17 protein-coding genes are annotated in these 18,058 nt (G+C 76.2%); 12 read left to right on the top strand and 5 right to left on the bottom strand.

The window, feature by feature from the left end; all coding sequences use genetic code 11:
• The first annotated feature begins 60 nt into the window (after positions 1 to 60).
• The 5 genes from DMB38_RS30515 (at position 61) to DMB38_RS30535 (ending at position 8,355) form a co-directional block, all read left to right on the top strand.
• Positions 61 to 2,556 (top strand): MFS transporter, encoded by a 2,496-nt coding sequence (locus DMB38_RS30515; RefSeq protein WP_125939384.1) that lies wholly within the window; start codon positions 61 to 63, stop codon positions 2,554 to 2,556.
• A gap of 216 nt (positions 2,557 to 2,772) precedes the next feature.
• The gene (locus DMB38_RS30520) at positions 2,773 to 3,606 is read left to right on the top strand and encodes a M55 family metallopeptidase (protein WP_101420685.1); all 834 of its coding nucleotides are present in this window, start codon (positions 2,773 to 2,775) and stop codon (positions 3,604 to 3,606) included.
• Entirely contained in the window at positions 3,599 to 4,966 is a 1,368-nt protein-coding gene (locus DMB38_RS30525) for a M20/M25/M40 family metallo-hydrolase (protein WP_125937850.1), read from the top strand. Before DMB38_RS30520 ends, DMB38_RS30525 begins: the two co-directional genes overlap by 8 nt.
• Before the next feature lie 109 nt (positions 4,967 to 5,075).
• Positions 5,076 to 8,054 carry a prolyl oligopeptidase family serine peptidase gene (locus tag DMB38_RS30530; protein WP_125937851.1) on the top strand — a complete coding sequence of 993 codons (2,979 nt, stop codon included), beginning with the start codon at positions 5,076 to 5,078 and terminating at the stop codon, positions 8,052 to 8,054.
• Between the two features lie 73 nt (positions 8,055 to 8,127).
• A complete protein-coding gene (locus DMB38_RS30535; protein ID WP_125937852.1) occupies positions 8,128 to 8,355 on the top strand; it encodes a LapA family protein in 228 nt (75 codons plus the stop codon).
• Positions 8,356 to 8,373: 18 nt separating this feature from the next.
• On the opposite strand, the gene DMB38_RS30540 is transcribed toward DMB38_RS30535, so the two are convergent.
• The gene (locus DMB38_RS30540; RefSeq protein WP_125937853.1) at positions 8,374 to 9,246 is read right to left on the bottom strand and encodes a LysR family transcriptional regulator; all 873 of its coding nucleotides are present in this window, start codon (positions 9,244 to 9,246) and stop codon (positions 8,374 to 8,376) included.
• A gap of 73 nt (positions 9,247 to 9,319) precedes the next feature.
• Here DMB38_RS30540 and DMB38_RS30545 point away from each other — a divergent pair, with 73 nt between their 5' ends.
• From DMB38_RS30545 to DMB38_RS30560, 4 genes are read left to right on the top strand one after another with little or no spacing between them, the layout of a single operon-like run.
• Positions 9,320 to 10,846: a pyridoxal-dependent decarboxylase gene (locus DMB38_RS30545; RefSeq protein ID WP_125937854.1), complete on the top strand. Its 1,527-nt coding sequence runs from the start codon at positions 9,320 to 9,322 to the stop codon at positions 10,844 to 10,846.
• Between the two features lie 10 nt (positions 10,847 to 10,856).
• Complete coding sequence (locus DMB38_RS30550; RefSeq protein ID WP_125937855.1) at positions 10,857 to 11,390, top strand: endonuclease domain-containing protein; 534 nt, start codon at positions 10,857 to 10,859, stop codon at positions 11,388 to 11,390.
• 7 nt (positions 11,391 to 11,397) lie between these two features.
• Positions 11,398 to 11,769 (top strand): glyoxalase superfamily protein, encoded by a 372-nt coding sequence (locus tag DMB38_RS30555; protein WP_125937856.1) that lies wholly within the window; start codon positions 11,398 to 11,400, stop codon positions 11,767 to 11,769.
• A 26-nt stretch (positions 11,770 to 11,795) separates the two neighbouring features.
• The gene (locus DMB38_RS30560) at positions 11,796 to 12,350 is read left to right on the top strand and encodes a GNAT family protein (RefSeq protein WP_047018798.1); all 555 of its coding nucleotides are present in this window, start codon (positions 11,796 to 11,798) and stop codon (positions 12,348 to 12,350) included.
• A gap of 16 nt (positions 12,351 to 12,366) precedes the next feature.
• Here DMB38_RS30560 and DMB38_RS30565 read toward each other — a convergent pair whose 3' ends face one another.
• Together DMB38_RS30565 and DMB38_RS30570 are read right to left on the bottom strand one after the other, a co-directional pair.
• The gene (locus DMB38_RS30565; protein WP_027770346.1) at positions 12,367 to 12,714 is read right to left on the bottom strand and encodes a VOC family protein; all 348 of its coding nucleotides are present in this window, start codon (positions 12,712 to 12,714) and stop codon (positions 12,367 to 12,369) included.
• A gap of 95 nt (positions 12,715 to 12,809) precedes the next feature.
• Entirely contained in the window at positions 12,810 to 13,610 is an 801-nt protein-coding gene (locus DMB38_RS30570; RefSeq protein WP_125937857.1) for a methyltransferase domain-containing protein, read from the bottom strand.
• Between the two features lie 162 nt (positions 13,611 to 13,772).
• On the opposite strand from DMB38_RS30570, the gene DMB38_RS30575 reads away from it, so the two are divergent.
• The 3 genes from DMB38_RS30575 to DMB38_RS30585 all read left to right on the top strand — a co-directional run bounded on the left by DMB38_RS30575 (position 13,773) and on the right by DMB38_RS30585 (position 16,556).
• Complete coding sequence (locus DMB38_RS30575) at positions 13,773 to 14,015, top strand: DUF6158 family protein (RefSeq protein ID WP_047018800.1); 243 nt, start codon at positions 13,773 to 13,775, stop codon at positions 14,013 to 14,015.
• A gap of 208 nt (positions 14,016 to 14,223) precedes the next feature.
• Positions 14,224 to 15,528, top strand: coding sequence for an aminotransferase class I/II-fold pyridoxal phosphate-dependent enzyme (locus tag DMB38_RS30580; RefSeq protein WP_125937858.1), 1,305 nt, complete (start codon positions 14,224 to 14,226; stop codon positions 15,526 to 15,528).
• Complete coding sequence (locus DMB38_RS30585; RefSeq protein ID WP_125937859.1) at positions 15,525 to 16,556, top strand: MBL fold metallo-hydrolase; 1,032 nt, start codon at positions 15,525 to 15,527, stop codon at positions 16,554 to 16,556. The genes DMB38_RS30580 and DMB38_RS30585 overlap by 4 nt, the downstream gene beginning before the upstream one ends.
• 31 nt (positions 16,557 to 16,587) lie before the next feature.
• Here the strand turns inward: DMB38_RS30585 and DMB38_RS30590 are convergent, their stop codons facing one another.
• Together DMB38_RS30590 and DMB38_RS30595 are read right to left on the bottom strand one after the other, a co-directional pair.
• On the bottom strand, positions 16,588 to 17,232 hold the full coding sequence (locus DMB38_RS30590) for a VTT domain-containing protein (protein ID WP_125939385.1): 645 nt from the start codon (positions 17,230 to 17,232) through the stop codon (positions 16,588 to 16,590).
• 2 nt (positions 17,233 to 17,234) lie between these two features.
• Positions 17,235 to 18,017, bottom strand: coding sequence for an MBL fold metallo-hydrolase (locus DMB38_RS30595; protein ID WP_125937860.1), 783 nt, complete (start codon positions 18,015 to 18,017; stop codon positions 17,235 to 17,237).
• Positions 18,018 to 18,058 lie beyond the last annotated feature (41 nt).

The following is an 18,058-nucleotide window of genomic DNA, read 5'->3' on the forward strand; positions in this document are numbered from 1 at the left end:
TGAATCGCGTTTGCCCCCGGATCTTGGACGGTGCGAAAAATGGTCCGGCGCAGGCGGACGATGGGGAGCTGGCACGTGGGGACGACCCTGGTGAACGACGAGCCGGTCACCGTGCCCGCGGCCGGCCCGGCGATGGGCACGGCGGAGCCGGCGCAACGGCCGGGACGTACCGGAAAGGGCGGACCGCCGGCCGGGAGCGGCGCCGCGCCCGGCGCCGGCGACGGCGACGAGCTGAGCCCCTGGCGCGTCCGGCTGGTGTTCCCGGCCCTGATGCTCGCGCTGCTCCTCGCCGCGCTGGAGCAGATGATCGTCGCCACCGCGCTGCCGAAGATCGTCGGCGAACTGCACGGCCTGGACCAGATGTCCTGGGCGATCACCGCCTATCTGCTCACGTCCACCATCAGCCTGCCGATCTACGGCAAGCTCGGCGACCTCTTCGGCCGCAAGGGCGTCTTCCAGTTCGCGATCGTGGTGTTCGTCGTCGGCTCCGGCCTCGCCGGGGCCTCGCGCAGCATGGACCAGCTCATCGCGTTCCGCGCCGTCCAGGGACTGGGCGCCGGCGGTCTCATGATCGGCGTGCAGGCGATCATCGCGGACATCGTCCCGTCCCGCGAACGCGGCCGGTACATGGGCCTGATCGGCGCCTCCTTCGGGCTCGCCTCGGTCGCGGGACCGCTGCTCGGCGGGTTCTTCACCGACGAGCTCTCCTGGCGCTGGTGCTTCTACTTCAACGTGCCCTTCGGCCTGGTCACCCTGGTGGTGACCGGACTGGTGCTGAAGCTGCCCAAGCCGGCGGCCCGGCCCCGGCTCGACGTCCTGGGCGGGCTCTTCCTCGCCGCCGCCTCCACCTGCCTGGTGCTGCTCACCAGTTGGGGCGGCCTGGAGTACGACTGGACCTCCGACGTCATCCTCGGCCTCGGCGCGGGCGCCGTCGCCGCCACCGTCCTGCTGCTCGTCGTCGAGCACTTCGCCGTCGAGCCCGTCATGCCCCTGCGGCTCTTCCGCGACAGCATCTTCAACGTCACCTCCCTGGTCGGGGTGGTGACCGGGGTGGCGATGTTCGGCGCCGCCAGCTACCTGCCGACCTTCCTGCAGATGGTCGACGGCGCCAGCGCCACCGAGTCGGGAATGCTGATGCTGCCGATGATGATCGGCACCGTCGCCGCCTCCATCACCTCCGGGCAGCTCATCACCCGCACCGGCCGCTACCGCCCCTACCCGGTGGCCGGCTGCGCCGTCGCCGCCGTCGGCATGTGGCTGCTCTCCCGGCTGGACGAGGACACCTCGCAGCTCTCGTACAGCATCTGGATGGCCGTCCTCGGCATCGGCCTCGGGCTCGTCCTGCCCGTGCTCATCCTCGCCGTGCAGAACGCGGTGCGCCCCGCCGACCTGGGCGTCGCGACCAGCGCGCACAACTACTTCCGGCAGATCGGCGGCTCGGTCGGCACGGCCGTCTTCGGCACCCTCTTCTTCGACCGCCTGGCCGACGAACTGGCCGGCACCCTGCCCCCGCCGCCCCCTGGCGCCACGCTGCCGGAGGCGGAGTCGATCACCCCCGAGGCTGTCCACGCGCTCGACGCCGAGCTGCGCGACGGCTACATCCGCGCCTACGCCGAGGCCATGCCGGGCATCTTCCTGTACCTGGTGCCCGTGCTCGTCCTCGGCGTGGTGTTCGCGTTCCTGCTGAAGGAGAGACCACTGGTGTCCCAGAACCACTCGGGGCCCGGCCCCGTCACGGACGAGTACCCGGGGGTCGACACCACCGTGCCCGCGGCCCGCGGCACCGTCCCGGCGGGCGCCGGCGTGCCGGTGTGCGGCAGCGTGCAGCACCAGGACGGCACCACCGTGCCGCGCGCGGCGCTCACCCTCATCGACGGCGCCGGCCGCCAGGTGGGCCGCGACGCCAGCCGCGACGACGGCCGGTACGTGCTGCCGACCCCGGGGGCCGGCTCGTACGTCCTGGTGGCCGCGGCCGGCGGACACCAGCCGCAGGCCGTCACGGTCACCGTCGGGGACCGGCCGGTCGAACTGGACCTGGTGCTCGGCGGTGCGGGCCGCATCTGCGGCACCGTCGCGGCGGCCGACGGCACACCGCTGGGAAACGTCGTCGTGACGCTCACCGACGCGCGCGGGGAGGTCGTCGCCTCGGCGCGCAGCAGCCACGACGGCTCGTACGCGATCGGCGAACTGGTCGCGGGCGAGTACACCCTGGCGGCCACCGCGCCGGGCTTCCGGCCCGCGGCGCTGCCGGTCTCGGTGCAGGCGGCGCGGGAGACCCGGCAGGACGTCGAGCTGGCCGGCGGCGCGGTGCTCCGCGGCACCGTGCGGGCGTACGGCGGCCGGCCGGTGGAGGACGCCAGGGTGACGCTCCTGGACGCCGCGGGCAACGTCGTCGACACCGGCACCACGGGGCCGGACGGCGCGTTCCGCTTCGTCGACCTGTCGGCGGGCGAGTACACCGTCATCGCCGCGGGGTACCCGCCGGTGGCCACGGTGCTGCGCGTGGAGGGCGGCGGCCGCACGGAACGCGACCTCCAGCTCGGCCACGGCGACTAGCCGCCGCTCCGGCCGGGCGGAGGACCCGCGCCGGGACGCGTGCGCCGGGGTGCGGCGCCGGTCGTCGCGAGCGTGCATCCTCCGGCTGGCGGAGGGCCGCGACGGTTGTCGAAGTGGCTGGTCGCGGGGCGTTCCGGGGGAGTTGAGGCGGTCTAGACCTCTGTACGTATCCACAGGGGTTTCACCGCTTCGTCCGACCGCGTACCGTGGCTCGGCATGAAGGTCTTGATCAGCGCCGACATGGAGGGGGCCACCGGCGTCACGTGGCCCGCCGACGTGCTTCCCGGCGGCCCGCAGTGGGAGCGCTGCCGGCCCATGTTCACATCCGACGTCAACGCCGCCATCGAGGGCTTCTTCGCCGGCGGCGCCGACGAGGTGCTGGTCAACGAGGCGCATTGGACGATGCGCAATCTGCTGCTGGAGCGCATCGACGACCGCGCCCAGATGCTCACCGGGCGGCACAAGTCGCTGTCCATGGTCGAGGGCGTCCAGCACGGCGACGTCGACGGCATCGCCTTCGTGGGCTATCACACGGGCGCGGGCGCCGAAGGGGTCCTCGCGCACACCTACCTGGCCAACTCCATCACGGGCGTCTGGCTCAACGGCGTGCGGGCCAGCGAGGGCCTGCTGAACGCGCACGTGGTCGCCGAGTTCGGCGTCCCCGTCGTGCTCGTCACCGGCGACGACAAGACGATCGAGGACGCCAAGGGGTACGCGCCCGCGGCCCCCGGCGTCGCCGTCAAGGACTACGTCTCGCGGTACGCCGCGGTCTGCCGCACCCCGGCGCGTACCGCGGCGGACATCCGGGCCGCGGCCACCGAGGGCGCGGCGCTCGCGGTGCGGGCGGAGCCGGTGCGCGGCGGCCCGTTCACGGTGGAGCTGGAGTTCGACGCGGAGCATCTGGCCGGCGCGGCCACGGTGGTGCCGGGCGTGGCGCCGACCGGCGAGCGGCGCGTGGCGTATACGACGGAGACCATGTACGAGGGCATCCGCTGCTTCAAGGCGGTCACCACGCTCGTCTCGGCCGCGGTGGAGGAGCAGTATGGCTGACGCGACCCCGCATGCCCCCGCCGCCCCGCACCCGGGCCCGGACGCCGCGGCGCTGGACGAGGTCGTGGGCTTCACCTCCGACCTCATCCGCATCGACACCACGAACCACGGCGGCGGCGACGGCGTGGAGCGCCAGGCCGCGGAGTACGTCGCGGAGCGCCTCGCCGGCGCGGGCATCGAGCCCGCCCTGCTGGAGAAGGCCCCCGACCGGACGAACGTCGTGGCCCGCATCGAGGGCACGGACCCCGGTGCCGACGCGCTGCTCGTCCACGGCCATCTCGACGTGGTGCCCGCCGAGCCCGCCGACTGGAGCGTCCACCCCTTCTCCGGCGAGATCCGCGACGGCGTGGTCTGGGGCCGCGGCGCCATCGACATGAAGAACATGGACGCGATGGTCCTCGCGGTCGTACGGGCCTGGGCCCGCGCCGGCGTCCGCCCCCGCCGCGACATCGTGCTCGCCTTCACCGCCGACGAGGAGGCCAGCGCCGAGTACGGCTCCGGCTATCTCGCCGAGGAGCACGCCGCCCTCTTCGACGGCTGCACCGAGGGCATCAGCGAGTCCGGCGCCTTCACCTTCCACGCCGGCAACGGCCTGCGCCTCTACCCCGTCGCCGCCGGCGAGCGCGGCACGGCCTGGCTGCGGCTCACCGCCCGCGGCCGCGCGGGACACGGCTCGAAGGTCAACGCGGACAACGCCGTCTCCCGGCTGGCCGCCGCCGTCGGCCGCATCGGCGAGCACCGCTGGCCCGTCCGGCTCACCCCCACCGTCCGCGCCGCGCTCGTCGAGACGGCCGCGGCCTACGGCGTCGAGGTCGCCCCCGGGGAGCTGGACGACCCCGCCTTCGACGTGGACGCGCTGCTCGGCAAGCTCGGCCCCGCCGCCGCCCTCGTCGCCCCCACCGTGCGGAACAGCTCCAACCCCACCGTCCTCGAAGCCGGCTACAAGGTGAACGTCATCCCCGGCAGCGCCACCGCCCAGATCGACGGCCGGATGGTGGCCGGCGGCGAGGAGGAGTTCGCGCGCACGCTCGACGAGCTGACCGGACCGCACGTGGACTGGGAGTTCAGCCACCGCGAGGTCCCGCTCACCGCCCCCGTCGACGCGCCCCTCTACGCCGCGATGCGCGCCTCCCTGGAGCGCTTCGACCCCGGCGCGCACGTCGTGCCCTACTGCATGTCGGGCGGCACCGACGCCAAGCAGTTCTCCCGTCTGGGCATCACCGGCTACGGCTTCTCGCCGCTGAAGCTCCCCGCCGGATTCGACTACCAGGAGCTGTTCCACGGCGTGGACGAGCGGGTGCCGGTGGACGCGCTGCACTTCGGCGTGCGGGTGCTGGACGACTTCCTCAGATCGGCCTGACGGCACACCTCCCCCCGGCGGCCGCGCGGGAACGCGGCCCACGACCAGCGAGCGCGCCCGCCGCGAGCGGCGGCGCCTCGACCACCAGCGGAAAGAGACGACGCCGCCCGTGACCACCGCCCCGTACGGCTCCTGGCCCTCCCCCCTGACCGCCGCCCTCGCCGCGACCCACGACGGCCGCCCGGAGTATCTGGACGCCGTCGGCGACGAGGTGTGGTGGACCGCCCCGCGGCCGCGCGAGGGCGGGCGGCGGGCGCTGGTGCGGCTGCGCCCGGACGGCACCGAGGAGTCGGTGCTGCCCCCGCCGTGGAACGTGCGCAACCGGGTCATCGAGTACGGCGGCCGGCCCTGGGCCGGCGTTCCGCGCGCCACCGGCGGCCCGCTGATCGTCTTCACCCACTTCGCCGACCAGCGGCTGTACGCGTACGAGCCGGACGGCGGCGGCGAGCCGCGCCCGCTCACCCCCGTCTCCGCCGTCGGCGGCGGGCTGCGCTGGTGCGACGCGGTCGTGCTGCCGGAGCGCGGCGAGGTGTGGTGCGTGCTGGAGGAGTTCACCGGCCAGGCGCCCACCGACGTCCGCCGCGTGCTCGCCGCCGTGCCGCTGGACGGCTCCGCGGCGGCCGACCGGTCGGCCGTACGCGAGCTCACCGACGACCGGCACCGCTTCGTCACCGGCCCCCGCCTCTCCCCGGACGGCCGGCAGGCCGCCTGGATCGCCTGGGACCACCCGCAGATGCCGTGGGACGGCACGGAGCTGCGCGTCGCCGACGTCACCGGGGAGGGCCGGCTGGCCGGGGTCACCACGGTCCTCGGCGCCCAGACCGGCTCCGAGGCGGAGTCCGTCGCGCAGGCCGAGTGGCTGCCGGACGGCACGCTGGTGGCCGCCACCGACCGCAGCGGCTGGTGGAACCTGCACCGGGTCGACCCCGCCACCGCGGTGACCACCGAACTCTGCCCGCTGCCCGAGGAGTTCGCCGACGCGCTCTGGAAGGTCGGGCTGCGCTGGTTCGCCGTCCTCGGCAGCGGCCTCGTCGCCACCCTGCACGGCACCGGCGGCACCCGCCTCGGCGTCCTCGACCCCGCCACCGGCGAGCTGGCCGACGTGCCGGGACCCTGGTCGAACTGGGCCGCGGCCCTCGCCGTCGCCGGGGAGCGGGTCTTCGGCCTGGCCGCGAGCCCCGTCACCGGGTACGAGGTCGTGGAGCTGGACACCGCCACCGGCTACGCCCGCGTCGCGGGCAACGCCCACCGCGACGCCGTCGGCCCGGACTTCCTGCCGCGGCCCGTGTCCCGCACCTTCGCGGGCCCCGGGGGCCGCGAGGTGCACGCCCACGTCTACCCGCCGCACCACCCGGAGCTGACCGGCCCCGAGGACGAGCTGCCGCCGTACGTGATCTGGGCGCACGGCGGCCCCACCGGGCACGTACCGCTGGTGCTCGACCTGGAGATCGCCTACTTCACCTCGCGCGGCATCGGCGTCGCCGAGGTGAACTACGGCGGCTCCACCGGCTACGGCCGCGCCTACCGCGAGCGGCTGCGCGAGCAGTGGGGCGTGGTGGACGTCGAGGACTGCGCCGCCGTCGCCCGCGCGCTGGCCGACGAGGGCACCGCCGACCCGGCCCGGCTGGCGATCCGCGGCGGCAGCGCGGGCGGCTGGACCACCGCCGCGTCCCTCACCTCGCCGCTGGCCGAGGGGCTGTACGCGTGCGGCACGATCGTCTACCCCATCCTCGATCTCGCCGGCTGGGCCACCGACGAGACCCACGACTTCGAATCGCGCTATCTGGAGTCGCTGGTCGGCCCGCTCGCCGAGGTGCCCGAGCGGTACCGCGACCGTTCCCCGGTCCACCACGCCGACCGGATCACCGCGCCGTTCCTGCTGCTCCAGGGGCTGGACGACGTGATCTGCCCGCCGGTGCAGTCCGAGCGGTTCCTGGCGGCGCTCGCCGGCCGGGGCGTGCCGCACGCGTACCTGACCTTCGACGGCGAGGGCCACGGCTTCCGCCGCGCCGACACCCTGATCCGGGCGCTGGAGGCCGAGCTGTCGCTGTACGCGCAGACGTTCGGCTTCGCGGCGCCGGACGTGCCGGCCGTGGACCTGGGCGCGCCCGTGCCCCCCGCCGCCGCGACCGCCCGCCCGGCCGCCCCGGGCACCGGGTCCGCCGCCGCGCTCGTCCGCCCCCGCCGGCTGCGGACCGGCGACCGGGTCGCGGTCGTCGCCCCCAGCGGCGGGTTCCCGCGCAAGGAGCTGGACGCCGGCGTCGAGGTGCTGCGCGGCTGGGGCCTGGACGTCGTCGTCCACCCCACCGCGTACGGCGAGCACGACACGCTGTCCTACCTGGCCGCCGACGACGCCGCCCGCGCCCGCGACTTCGAGCGCGCCTGGTGCGACCCGGAGGTCGCCGCGGTCTTCTCCGGCCGGGGCGGCTACGGCGCCCACCGCATGCTCGACCACGTCGACTGGGCCGCCCTGCGCGCCGCGGGACCGAAGGTCTACGTCGGCTTCAGCGACGCCACCGCCCTGCACGAGGCGATCGCGACACACCTCGGCGTGGCCACCCTGCACGGGCCGATGCCCGCCTGGGCGCCGTTCGCGGCGGACGACACCACCCGCGAGCACCTGCGCCGCACCCTCTTCGAGCCGGCCGCCGTGCAGCGCCTGACCAGCCCCGGCGCCCGCGCCCTCGTCCCGGGCCGGGCCCGCGGCGTCACCCTCGGCGGCTGCGTCAGCCTGCTCGCCGCCGGTCTCGGCACCCCCGGCGCCCGGGCCGGCGCCGCCGGCGGCATCCTGCTCATCGAGGACGTCGAGGAGGAGGACTACCGGCTCGACCGCATCCTCACCCAGCTCCGCCGCAGCGGCTGGCTGACGGGCGTCGCCGGTGTCGTCTGCGGCACCTGGGAGGACTCCGGCCCGTACGAGGCCGTCCGCGCCGTGCTCGCCGACCGGCTCGGCGACCTCGGCGTGCCGGTGCTGGAGGGCCTGGACTTCGGCCACGGCGTCCCCGCCCTCACCGTCCCGCTCGGCCTCCCCGCCGTCCTCGACGCGGACGCGGGCACCCTCACCCTCGACGCCCCGGGGCTCGCCTGAGCCGCCGCCGGCGTTCGCCCGAACGGGCCCGGCCGCCGGGCGCGATCCCGCATGCGGGGAGCACGCTGGGCTCATGGCTCACACCTCGGTACGGACCGGCGGCCCCCGGCAGGCGCTCACGGCCCGCCGGGTGGCCGCGCTCGTGCTGGCCGCCCTCGGCCTGGCGTTCATCTTCCAGAACACCCGCCGCACCCGCATCCAACTGCTGTTCTGGGAGGTCACCACGCCGCTGTGGCTGGCGCTGCTGGCGGTGGCGGTGATCGGCATGATCGTGGGGTGGATGCTCCAGCGCCGCAGATGACGCGGGCGCCCCTCGGCCTCAGCCGCCGAGCAGCGCCGCGCGCAGCGCCTGTACGGGGGCGGTAGCGGCGTCCTGCGCGCGGTGGGCCAGGGCGAGGGTCAGCTCCCAGCGCGGCAGGTCGGTGACGGGCAGCTCGACGAGCGACCCGGCGGCCAGGTCGGGACCCACCGTGGAGCGGGTCAGCACCCCGGCGTGGCTGCCGCGGCGGGCCAGGCCCGCGACGGTCTCGGCGGGGGAGACGGGGTGGAGTCCGGTGGCCGGCACGGGGGCCGCGCGCAGCAGGTCGAGGAAGCGCGCCGCCCCGTCGCCCCACGCCGTACAGGCCACCGGATACGCGGCCAGGTCCCGGATCCGCAGCGGTCCTCCGGTGTCCAGGGGGTGCCCGGGGCGGGCGACGCAGACGACCGGGTCGGTGAGGAACGGCTCCACGGTCAGGGTGTGCGGGTACGGTCCCGGCACCACGAACCCGATGTCCACGGTGTGGTCGGCCAGGCCGCGCACCACCTCCTCGCTGTGCGCGTCCGTGCACACGACCTCGACGTCCAGCGGCGCGAGCGCGTCGAGCACCCGCGGCACCACGCTCGGCGCGAACGTCGCGTGCAGGGCGACCCGCACCCGCGGGCGGCCGGGCTCGGCCCGTACGACCGCGACCGCCTCCTCCGCGAGCGCGAGACACCGCTCGGCGTAGGGCAGCAGCCGCTCCCCGGCCGGGGTGAGCCGCACGCCCCGGCCGCCGCGGAGGAACAGCGGGCGGCCCAGGTCGCGTTCGAGGCGGGCCATCCGCTCGCTGACGGCGGGCTGACTCAGCCGCAGCCGCGCGGCGCCCCGGCCGAAGCTGCCCGCCGTGGCCACCGACCGGAACACCCGCAGATCCTCCAGGGAGAGCGCCATAGGAAAACCCTATGTCTTCTCATCGGAAAGACGCCCCTTCCCTGTCGTGGGGTCCGAGGTGAAGATCGGCTGCATGGACGTATCCCTGCACGACGACGACCTCACCCCGGCGGCGCTCGCCGCCGAGCACCGGCGCCTGGGCACCGCCGCGACGCGGCTGGTCGCCGAGTACGCCGCGGCGCTGGACGGCCTCCCCGTCTGCTCCGGCGCCACCGCGGCGCACCTGCGCGAGCGCTTCGCCGGGCCGCTGCCCGAGCGGGGCACGGACGCGCTGGAACTGCTCGACGCGCTCGCCCGCGACGTCGTCGCCGACGCCACGCACATCTCCAGCCCGCGCTACTTCGGCCTCTTCAACCCCGCGCCGCTGCCCGTCGCCGTCTGGACCGACGCGGTGTGCTCCGCGCTCAACCAGAACGCCGCCGCGTGGCGGCAGTCGCCGACCGCGACCGCGCTGGAGGAGCGCGTCCTGCGCTGGCTGTGCGACCTGCTCGGCTACGGCGACGGCGCGTTCGGCACGCTCACCAGCGGCGGGTCCGAGGCGAACCTCATCGGGCTGAAGTGCGCCCGGGACGCGGCCGCCGGCACCACGGCCGCGGCCGGGCTCGGCGGCGCGCCGCTTCGCGTGTACGCCTCGGAGCAGGCCCACTTCTCGCTGGTCAAGGGCGTGGACATGCTGGGGATCGGCCGGGACAACCTGCGCCGCGTCGGCACCGACGCGCGCTTCCGCGTCCGCGTCGGCGAGCTGCGCGCCGCCGTCGAGCGGGACCTCGCCGCCGGGCTGCGGCCCGCCTGCGTCGTCGGCGTGGCCGGCACCACCTCCTCCGGCGCCGTCGACCCGCTGGACGAACTCGCGGACGTGGCCGCGGAGTACGGTCTCTGGTTCCACGTCGACGCGGCGTACGGCGGGGCGCTGGCGTTCTCCGCGCGGCACGGCGGACTGCTGCGGGGCGTGGCGCGGGCGGACTCCGCGACCCTGGACCCGCACAAGTGGATGTTCGTGCCGTTCTCCTGCGGCGCGCTGCTGACCCGCGACGGCGCGCGGGTGCTGCGCGACGCCTTCGACACCGATCCGGCGTACCTGGACGACCGGCGGGGCGGGGACCGCGAGCCGGCGGACGGCACCCCGGACGGCCCCCCGGACGACGGGCCTCTCGACTTCTTCCGCCTGGGCCCGCTCGGCACCCGGCGCGCCAACGCGCTCAAGCTGTGGGCCGCCCTCGCCGGCCTCGGCCGGGACGGCTACCGGCGGATCGTGGAACGGCAGTTGGACCTCACCCGGTACCTCGCCGCCGGGCTGGCCGCCGCGGACGGCTTCGAGCCCGCGGGCGACGTACAGACCGCCGTGTGCTGCGTGCGCTATCTGCCCGCGGCCGTACGGGACGCGCCGGCCGCGACGCGGGACGCGGTGCAGCGCGCGCTCCAGCAGCGCGTCGAGCGCGGCGGACGGGCGTGGGTGGCGACCACGGTCCTCGACGGCAGGCGGGCGCTGCGGATCAACGTCAACGGGTTCCTCACCCGCCGCGGGCACGTGGACGAACTCGTCGCGCTGCTGCGGGCGGAGGGGCCGCGGGCGGCGGCCGATGTCAGTGCCGGGCCGTAGCGTCGGGACCATGAGCAGCACGCCACCGCCGGGCCGCGAGGTCCCCGCCTGCCACGAGTGGACGCCGCCCGGCGTCGCACCCGCGCGCGTGCCCGTCGCCGGTCCGGGCGGGGCACTCGGGGCGATACGGCGCTGGCAGGACGGCCGGTGCGCGGTCTGCGGGCTGTGCCCGGCCCGGCTGGTCACCGACCACCACCACGTCTCCGGGCTGGTCCGCGGCCTCCTCTGCGACTCGTGCAACGTCGCCGAGGGGCGCCGCACCTCGTCCTACGCCGAGCCCTACGCCTCGTACCGCCGCCGTCCGCCCGCGCTGATCGTCGGCCTCACCGAGCGCTATCCCCACTGGCGCCCGAACGCCTACCACTACGTCCTCGGCGACCCGCCCGACGACCCCGCGCTCGCCGCCCGCGTCCTCGGCCACCTCATACGCCACCCGCCCCGGCGCCCCACCGGACGCCCCGTCGAGATCCCCGGGCTGCCCGGCCACTACCTGGTCGGAGACGGGATGCGCCGTCTCGCCGAGCGGCTGGCGGCGGAGGCATAGTGGAGACATGACTGTCCTCTTCCGTCGTACCGCACCGATCCTCCGCATCTTCGACATCGCCAAGGCACGCGAGTTCTACCTCGACTACCTGGGCTTCACGGTCGACTGGGAGCACCGATTCGCCGACGGCTTCCCGCTCTACATGCAGGTCTCCCGCGGAGACCTCACCCTCCACCTGAGCGAGCACCACGGCGACGCCAGCCCCGGCGCCACGGTCTACGTCGAGATCGACGGCGCCGGCGAGCTGCACGCCGAGCTGAAGGCCAAGGACTACCCGTACCTGAAGCCGGGACTCGAGGAGGACGCCGGGATCGGCACGATCCTGGAGCTGACCGACCCCTTCGGCAACCGGCTGCGGTTCGTCCAGCCGAACCCCTGACCGGCGGCGGGGCGTACACTCGCCCGGTGCCCGAGAACGACGTCATCGCGGCCGGCGCGCGCACCGCGATCCGCCTCCCGCGCCCCGCGGACGAGGAGGAGTTCCTCGCCCGCGCCCGGGCCAGCGCCCGGCTCCACCACCCGTGGCTCTCCCCGCCCGCCACCCCCGCCGACTACCGTGCCTATCTGGAGCGGCTCACCGAGCCGCAGACCGAGGGGTTCCTCGTCTGCGAGCGGGAGTCGGGCGCCCTCGCCGGCTTCGTCAACATCAACGCCATCGTGCGCCGCGCCTTCCTCTCCGGCGCCCTCGGGTACGCGGCCTTCGTGCCGTACGCGGGCCGCGGCCTCATGTCCGAGGGCATCGGCCTCGTCGTCCGCCACGCCTTCACCCACCTCGGGCTGCACCGCCTGGAGATCAACGTCCAGCCGGGCAACGCCGCCTCCATCGCGCTGGCCAAGCGCGCCGGCTTCCGGCTGGAGGGCTTCTCGCCCGACTACCTCTTCATCGACGGCGCCTGGCGCGACCACGAGCGCTGGGCCCTGACCGTCGAGATGACCGACATCGACGGCCCGCCGCGGTAGCGGCCGGCGGCGCGGGTCAGCGGCGGCGGTCGACGTACTCGAAGATGCTGCCGTCGGGGTGGCGCGCCACCATGTTGCGCCCGATCGGCGTCTCCGACGGGCCCGCGACGATCTCCGCGCCGACCGACCGGAGCGTCGCGTACGCCTCGGCGACGTCCTTGACCGCCAGCGTCGCGGTGATTCTGCGCAGCACGTCGAGGGTCTGCGGCGGACCGGACATCAGCAGGAAGCAGCCGACCGCGGCGACGGAGACGCCCGCCTGCGAGAAGTGCTGCGCCTGTTCGCCGGTGAGCCTCTCGTACGTGTCGACGGCGGACTCAAGGTCGTCCACGCAGATGCGCAGTGAGGTGCCGAGGATCTCCATGGGGAGAGTCTAGGGGCGGCGAAGCCCGCCCGGACGCCGGGTCGTTGACGCGGGTACGCGCCGGGCCTGCCGCGCCGTCACGGCACGCCGGGCCGTCACGGCACCCGGCACAGCACCTCGCCGTGCAGCACCGCGAACCACGCGCCCCCCGCCGCGCCCCACTCCCGCCAGCCCTCGGCGATCCGCGCCAGACCCGCGGCGTCCGCGTGCCCGCCGTCGACCGCGAGGCGGGCGTACGACGAGGCCACCGTGCGGTCCGCCCACGACTCGCTCCACCACGCGCGCTCCTCCGCCGTCGCGAAGCACCATGCGCCCGCCGAGGCCGTGACGTCCTCGAACCCCGCCTCGCGGGCCCAGCCGAGCAGCCGCCGCCCCGCGTCCGGCTCGCCGCCCGAGGCGCGCGCCACCCGCCGGTAGGTGTCCAGCCAGTCGTCCAGGGCGGGCACCTCGGGGTACCAGGTCATCGCCGCGTAGTCCGCGTCCCGCGCTGCGACGAGCCCGCCGGGGCGGCACACCCGGCGCATCTCCTCAAGCGCCCGCACGGGGTGCGCGAGGTGCTGGAGCACCTGGTGGGCGTGGACCACGTCGAACGAGTCGTCCGGGAAGTCCAGCGCCTCGGCGTCGGCGACGGCGAACTCCACGTTCGTCACGCCCCGTTCCGCCGCCGCGGCGCGCGCCCGCGCCAGGATCCCCTCCTCGGCGTCCACCGCCGTCACCCGGCCCCGGGGCACGAGGGCGGCGAGGTCGGCGGTGATCGTGCCGGGGCCGCAGCCGAGGTCGAGGACGTGCATGTCCGGGCGCAGTGCGCCGGTCAGGTACGCCGCCGAGTTGGCGGCCGTGCGCCAGCGGTGCGAGCGCAGCACCGAGTCGTGGTGTCCATGCGTGTAAACGGCCATGGCGGCAGCGTAGCTCCGGTCTCGTATGACGAGAAGTATCGTCCCGCTATGCGGGCAGGAGGGGAGGGTCCGGCGAACCTGGGCGCGTCCCCCGGGTAGCAGCGGGCCCCGGATTGCCCGATCCTGGGAGACGGAGACCGCCGGCGCGAAGGAGAGCCGCAGATGGGCGAGAGCGACCGGCGCCGGGGCGGCATCGCCCCCGCGCGGCTGACCGACCAGCAACTGATAAGGGAGCTGGAGACCATCCACCGCACCCGCCACGACACGCTGCTGCACGGGTCCGCGGCGGCGCTCGCCATGCACAACACCCGCATGGCGCAGCTCGAAGGCGAGTACCTGAGCCGGCACCCCGAACGCTCCGTCGCGCTCGGCCGCACCCGCGCAGGCGCGCGCGAGCGCGGCTGAGGGACCGTGCGCAGGGGACGCGTGCCGAACGGGCCGTACCGGGCGTACGGGCCGTACGCCGGGCCGTACGCCCGCCGCGGCCGCCCGGCCGCACCTCACCTGACCAGGCGCGCAGCGCACCGCCCCGGTGGCCGCCCGATCTGGGACAGTGGGAGGGATCCGCACTCTTGTGAGCGCCCGACGGGCGCGTGACGGCGGGAGGTGGCGCATGCAGCAGGCCGTCCCCGACGCCGGTCTGCCACCTCCCGCGGAACTCGTCGACGGCTTCGCCGGCGCCGCCACCGCCGCCCCCGGGCCGCCCGGCGGCGGCCCGGAGCTGCGCGCCGCCGCCGCGGGTTACTGGCACCGCCGCGGCCTGGCCACCGACCCCGGGCAGACCGTCGCCGCCCCCGGCGGCCCCGCCCTGCTCCTCGCCCTGGTCGCCGCCGTCGGCGGCGAGGTGCTGCTGCCCCGGCCCTCCGCGTCCTGGTACGCGGCCCAGCCGGCGGTCCTCGGCCGCGCCGTGCACCGTGTGCCCACCACCGCCGAGTCCGGCGGCGCCCCCGACCCGATCGCGCTGCTGGAGACCGTCCGGCGGGTACGGGCCGAGGGCGGCGACCCCCGGTTGCTGGTCCTCTCCGTCGCCGACGACCCCACCGGCACCGTGCCGCCGCCGGAGCTGGTGCACGAGGCGTGCGAGGCGGCGGCCCGGGAGGGGCTGCTCGTCGTCAGCGACGAGACGTACCGCGACACGCTGCACGACCCGCACGCCACCGTGCTCGTCAGCCCCGCCGAGATGCTGCCCGACGACGTCGTCGTCCTCGCCGACCTCGGCGGCACGCTCACCCCGCCCGGCTGGCCCGCCGCCGTCGCCCGCTTCCCCGCCACCCGCGCGGGCGCCGCGCTGCACGCCGCCGCGCTGGCCGTGCTCGGCACCGCGGTGCCGCCGCTGCCGCCGCCCGTCGAGGCCGCCGCCGCGGCGGCGCTGGCCGAGCCGCCCGCGGTCACCGGCCGGCTGGCCGCCGCCGTCCGGCTGCACACGGCGCTCACCGCGGCCGTACGGTCCGTCCTCACCGGCGCGGGCGCCCTGGTCCGCCCGCCGCACGCCGGCTACCACCTCTACGCGGACCTCGAAGCCCTGCGCCGGGACCTGGCCCGCCGCGGCGTCGTGGACGCCGTGGACCTGGAGACGGCCGTCGTCCGGGCGCTGGGCCCCGGGTCCCGCGCCCGCGCGGTCGCCGGCGCGCAGCGCTTCGGTGACGACCTGACCGCGCTCCGGCTGCGGGTGACGACCGCGCCGCTGCTCGGCGACGCCGGGGGCGCGCACGCCGCCGCCCTCGCCTCGGCGCAGGCCAGGCCGCCCGCCGCCGCGGCGAGCACCCTCACCCCCGCCGCCGCGCCCGGCCCGGCAGCCCCCGCGGCCCCCGGAACCGCGGGGGAGGAGCAGCCGGACCCCGCGGACTGGCCGCAGGTGGCCGAGGCGTTGAGGTCCCTCGGATCGGCCCTCACCGAGCTGACGGGAGTTCGCCGTTGACCAGCCAGTCACAGCGGACGGGAGCCGCGGGGCCCGCCGCACCGACCGGGCGCTCCGGCACGGAACCGCGCCCCCTCGGCGAGATCCGCCGCTGGCCGCGGTCCTTCACCGACCGCCTCAACGCCCCCCTCCCCGGCATCGCCATGCTCGCCCGGCTGGCCCGCACCGGCCAGTTCCGCCCGTCGGCCAGGACCCTCGAGGAGATCCCCGAGCTGCCCTACGAGCCCGGGCCGCTGCCCGCCGCGGGCCCCGCCACCGTCGCCGTCACCTGGGCCGGGCACGCCAGTTGGGTGCTGCGCATCGGCGGCCTGACCGTGCTCACCGACCCGCTGTGGTCCCGGCGGATCCTCGGCACCCCCGCCCGCGTCACCCCCGTCGGGGTGCGCTGGGAGGACCTGCCGCCCGTCGACGCCGTCGTCGTCTCGCACAACCACTACGACCACCTCGACCGCCCCACCCTCAAGCGGCTGCCGCGCACCACCCCGCTGTTCGTGCCCGCCGGGCTCGCCCGCTGGTGCCGCCGCCGCGGCTTCACCCGGGTCACCGAGCTGGACTGGTGGGAGGCCGCGGAACTGCCCGCGCCCGGCGGGCCGGTGCGCTTCGACTTCGTACCGGCGCACCACTGGAGCAAGCGCACGCTCACCGACACCTGCCGCTCGCTCTGGGGCGGCTGGGTGCTCACCGACGGCGCGGGCCGGCGGGTCTACTTCGCCGGCGACACCGGCTACGGCCACTTCTTCGAGGAGATCGGCCGCCGGCTGCCCGGCATCGCCCTCGCGCTGCTGCCCATCGGCGCGTACTCGCCGCGCTGGATGCTGGGCCCGGTGCACATGGACCCCGAGCAGGCCGTGCGCGCCTGCGGCGACGTCGGCGCACGGCGGATGGCGCCGATGCACTTCGGCACGTTCCTGCTGTCGGCGGAGCCGCCGCTGGAGCCGCTGCGGCGGGTGCGGGCGGCCTGGGAGCGCACCGGCCGGCCGCGGGCGGAGCTGTGGGACCTGCCGGTGGGCGCGTCGCGGGTGCTGTGACGCAGAGCCCGCACGCGTGGCCGCGTCCGTGCTACGCGCCCCTCCCCTGGCCGCCGTGGCCGCGCAACCGGCGCCACACCGGCGGCGCCACGCTGATCAGCACCGTCAGCGCCACCGCCGCCGCCACGCCCTGCCACGGCTCGGGAAAGAGCGAGCCGCCGAGGATGCCGATCAACTGGTACGTGGCCGCCCATGCCAGACAGGCCGGGAAGTTGCCCCGGACGAACGTGCGCAGCGGCATCCGCGCCAGCAGGCACGCCAGCATCACCGGGATCCGCCCGGCCGGCAGCAGCCGCGACAGCACGAGCACCGAGATCCGGTGCTGCTCCAGCCTCCGCTGCGCGTGGGCGAGTTGCCCGGGGGCGACCCGGTCGCGCAGCCGGTCGAGCCAGCGCGAGCCGTTGCGCGAGCGCACGCCGCGGCCGCCCAGCCAGTACAGCGCGACGTCGCCGAGGAAGGCGGCGATCGCGGCGGTGCCGAAGACCAGCAGCAGCGCGTACGCGGCCTCGTGGTGGAAGGCGACGACGGCGGCGGAGCTGACCACGGCGCCCGTCGGCACCACGGGCACCAGCGATCCGACGAGCACGAGCAGGAAGAGCGACGGGTAGCCCACCGCCTGCTGCGCGGGGGCCACGTCCCGGGCGGCGGCGAGCAGCTCGGGCGGTGCGTTGGGCAGCCTCAACGGGCCGCCTCCAGTCGCATGCCCTCGCCGTGCCCCAGCCGGTGCACCGCCACCTCGGGCGCCAGCGCCGCGGCCCGGCGGACGAAGTCGTGGCCGGGGGCGTGGAACTCGTGCGGGCGGACGGCGTCCATGCCGATCGGCCAGTACGTGCCGTAGTGCACCGGCACCGCCGCGCGCGGTGCCAGCTCGGCCAGCGCCTCGGCGGCGCGGCCGGGGTCGAGGTGCCCGTGGCCGAGGAACGGGCCCCAGCCGCCCACGGGCAGCAACGCCACGTCGCACGGGCCCACGGCGCGGGCCATGCCGTCGAAGAGGCCGGTGTCGCCGGCGAAGTAGGTGCGGGCCTCGCCCTCGAAGACGTAGCCCAGCGCGGGCGCGGTGCGCGCCCCGTAGGGCCAGCGGCGGCCGTCGTGGGCGGCGGGCACGGCGCGTATCGTCAGCGGCCCGGCGGCGACCTCGTCCCCCGGGCGCACCTCGGTCACCCGCAGCCCGCGCGAGTCGGCGAGCCGCCCCAGCCCGGGGACGGCGCCCCGGGCGCCGTGCGGCACCACGAGCCGGGTGCCGGGCGCGATCCTGGCCAGGGACGGCAGGTGCAGGTGGTCGGAGTGCAGGTGGGAGACGACCACGACGTCGGCGATCGCGGCCGCGGGCGGAGGCAGCGCGCCGCGGCGCCGCCGCAGGTGCATCAGCCGCGGTACGAACAGCGGGTCGGTCAGCACCCGCACCCCCGAGTCCCGCACGGTCGCGGTGGCATGCCCCCACCACGTGATCTCGACCGGCAACGCCCGCTCCCTCCGCCGCCACCACCAGCTCCGGCCCCACC

The organism is Streptomyces sp. WAC 06738, assembly GCF_003945505.1.
Lineage (GTDB): Bacteria > Actinomycetota > Actinomycetes > Streptomycetales > Streptomycetaceae > Streptomyces.

Coding starts and splice junctions, on each gene's coding strand:
- DMB38_RS30515 (WP_125939384.1), top strand. CDS start 61: ATGGGGAGCTGGCACGTGGGGACGACCCTGGTGAACGACGAGCCGGTC.
- DMB38_RS30520 (WP_101420685.1), top strand. CDS start 2,773: ATGAAGGTCTTGATCAGCGCCGACATGGAGGGGGCCACCGGCGTCACG.
- DMB38_RS30525 (WP_125937850.1), top strand. CDS start 3,599: ATGGCTGACGCGACCCCGCATGCCCCCGCCGCCCCGCACCCGGGCCCG.
- DMB38_RS30535 (WP_125937852.1), top strand. CDS start 8,128: ATGGCTCACACCTCGGTACGGACCGGCGGCCCCCGGCAGGCGCTCACG.
- DMB38_RS30540 (WP_125937853.1), bottom strand. CDS start 9,246: ATGGCGCTCTCCCTGGAGGATCTGCGGGTGTTCCGGTCGGTGGCCACG.
- DMB38_RS30545 (WP_125937854.1), top strand. CDS start 9,320: ATGGACGTATCCCTGCACGACGACGACCTCACCCCGGCGGCGCTCGCC.
- DMB38_RS30550 (WP_125937855.1), top strand. CDS start 10,857: ATGAGCAGCACGCCACCGCCGGGCCGCGAGGTCCCCGCCTGCCACGAG.
- DMB38_RS30555 (WP_125937856.1), top strand. CDS start 11,398: ATGACTGTCCTCTTCCGTCGTACCGCACCGATCCTCCGCATCTTCGAC.
- DMB38_RS30565 (WP_027770346.1), bottom strand. CDS start 12,714: ATGGAGATCCTCGGCACCTCACTGCGCATCTGCGTGGACGACCTTGAG.
- DMB38_RS30570 (WP_125937857.1), bottom strand. CDS start 13,610: ATGGCCGTTTACACGCATGGACACCACGACTCGGTGCTGCGCTCGCAC.
- DMB38_RS30575 (WP_047018800.1), top strand. CDS start 13,773: ATGGGCGAGAGCGACCGGCGCCGGGGCGGCATCGCCCCCGCGCGGCTG.
- DMB38_RS30580 (WP_125937858.1), top strand. CDS start 14,224: ATGCAGCAGGCCGTCCCCGACGCCGGTCTGCCACCTCCCGCGGAACTC.